The sequence below is a fragment of the Vibrio sp. 1401 genome (assembly GCF_033340295.1).
Map to the genome: position 1 here is coordinate 1 of NZ_JAWOWF010000741.1, position 544 is coordinate 544.

At 47.8% G+C, this 544-nt stretch carries 1 pseudogene; it reads left to right on the forward strand.

Going from position 1 to position 544, the window contains the following annotated elements:
- A pseudogene (locus tag R7Z77_RS27895) lies at window positions 1-544 on the forward strand (ABC transporter ATP-binding protein); the annotation flags it as partial.

Here is a 544-nt window from a genome sequence, read left to right on the forward strand (position 1 = left end):
TACGACGAAGTTATTTTGGTTCTGCGTGGCGTGAGCCTTGAAGTACCTAAAGGTCAAATCGTGACGCTGTTAGGCGCGAACGGGGCAGGTAAATCGACCACACTAAAAGCCATTTCGGGTTTGTTAAAAACCGAAGATGGTGAAGTGACTCGCGGGGAAATTAACTTCATGGGCGAACGTATCGACAACAAGAGCCCTGAAGAGATCGTCCGTTCGGGCATTTTCCAAGTGATGGAAGGGCGTAGAATTGTTGAAGACATGACGGTTATTGAAAACCTTCATGTCTTCAACATTTCCAAGTGATGGAAGGGCGTAGAATTGTTGAAGACATGACGGTTATTGAAAACCTTCGTTTAGGGGCGTTTACCCGCAACGACAACGAGGTCGAGAAAGACATCGAAATGGTGTTTGACTACTTTCCTCGACTCAAAGAACGTACTGGTCTCGCTGGCTATTTGTCGGGCGGTGAGCAACAGATGCTTGCAATAGGTCGTGCACTCATGGCGCGCCCGAAAATGATCTTACTTGATGAACCGTCGATGGG